Source organism: Roseicyclus sp., assembly GCF_052168335.1.
Lineage (GTDB): Bacteria > Pseudomonadota > Alphaproteobacteria > Rhodobacterales > Rhodobacteraceae > Roseibacterium.
This window is the reverse complement of the sequence record NZ_JBQLZP010000665.1, coordinates 1-1,427: the sequence shown is the minus strand read 5'-3', so window position 1 is coordinate 1,427 and position 1,427 is coordinate 1. Positions and strand designations below refer to the sequence as shown.

At 67.8% G+C, this 1,427-nt stretch carries 1 protein-coding gene and 1 other RNA gene; both read left to right on the top strand.

Annotated elements, in window-relative coordinates; translation table 11 throughout:
- Positions 1-828: hypothetical protein (locus ACTS11_RS20295; RefSeq protein WP_442642095.1), on the top strand; the 828-nt coding region annotated here is incomplete at its 5' end.
- 242 nt (positions 829-1,070) lie between these two features.
- Positions 1,071-1,425, top strand: a transfer-messenger RNA (tmRNA) gene (gene ssrA, locus ACTS11_RS20290).
- Positions 1,426-1,427 lie beyond the last annotated feature (2 nt).

The window sequence follows — 1,427 nt, the reverse complement described above, 5'->3', positions numbered from 1 at the left end:
TCCTTCGGGCTGGGCACGATCATCGGCCCCGCTCTCGCTCCGGCCTTCGTCCTGCCGGTCGAAGGCGGGCTGGCCGGGCCGCTGATCGTCTTCGCGTTGCTCGGCTGCGTCGTCTGGCTCGCGGTGGCGGTGCTCCTGCCGAACGACACGCCGCAGCACGCGGCGCGCGGGACGATATCGAGCGAGCCTTCGATCGGCGGCCTGTCGGGAACCTCGGCGCCGTCCGGCGACGAGGAGGAGGAGGAGGGCGGCGCGCCGGCCGCGCGGCTGCGCTGGCGCGACCCGCGAACGCTCCCCTGGCTGATCGTCGGCGTGGTCGGCGGGCACGGCCATGCCGCGATCCTCGGCGTGATCGGCTTCCTGATCATCGACCGGCTCGCCGTCCCGCTGGACGAGGCGCAACAGGCGATCGGCATCGTGCTGATGGCCGGCGCGGGGGCGACCCTGCTCGCCCAATGGGGCCTGATCCCGCAGATGAAGGTGCCGCCCAGGCGACTCGTTATCTGGGGGTTCGTCCTCGGCGCCGCCGGATGCCTGCTGACCGCTTTCGTCACGACCCTGCACGCCATGACCCTGGGCTTCGCGATCACCTCGCTCGGCATGGGGCTGTTCCGCCCGGGCTTCACCAGCGGCGCGTCGCTCGCCGTCAGCCGCGCCGAACAGGGGCAGGTTGCCGGCATGGTCGCCTCGGTCAACGGCATGGCCTTCATCGCCGCGCCCGCCCTTGGCGTGCTGGTCTACGGCGTCTCGATGCCGCTGCCCTTCCTGGTGTGCGCGGCGCTGTTCGTGCTGCTGACGGCCTGGTCGGTGTTCAAGCTCGAGGATTAGCGGAGAGTCTTTCTGTCAGAAACTTCCCGACGGAAGTTCGCGGCACCGGCCCGCTCCCCCTCCCGGCCTCCCATTGAGTGTACCCTGTTGGGAGGCCGGGAGGGGGAGCGGGCCGGTGCCGCGCTCAACCGACAGGTTGAGTCTGACAAGAGAATCCGCCGCGCTCGACCGCCAGGTCGAGTCTGACAAACCAACACCCCAAAAACCCCCACAACCCCGCCAAAATCCCCGCCTTTCCGCGCTCACTTCCCATTAACGCGCGAGCCCCTATATTGGGGGTGCCGGGGCTTGCTCCGGCTATGGCGATAAACGGTGTCGTGCAATAGACACAGCGGACCCGGGGGCAGTACCCGGCGGCTCCACCATAATCCGCCCGGCCGTTCGCGGCGGCGGGTCAAGATGGGGCCGAACCAGGATCGACGTGTGTTGAAAGACGCCACTTTTCGCCCGGCCTGAATGCGCCGCTAAACCGTTCACAAACCATAAGTGCCAACGATAACGAAGCACTTGCTATTGCTGCGTAACTGACGGCCTCACGGCTCAGGTTACAACGACAATAACGGGGCTGGACCACGCCCGGCAACAGAAGTGGAAACCGG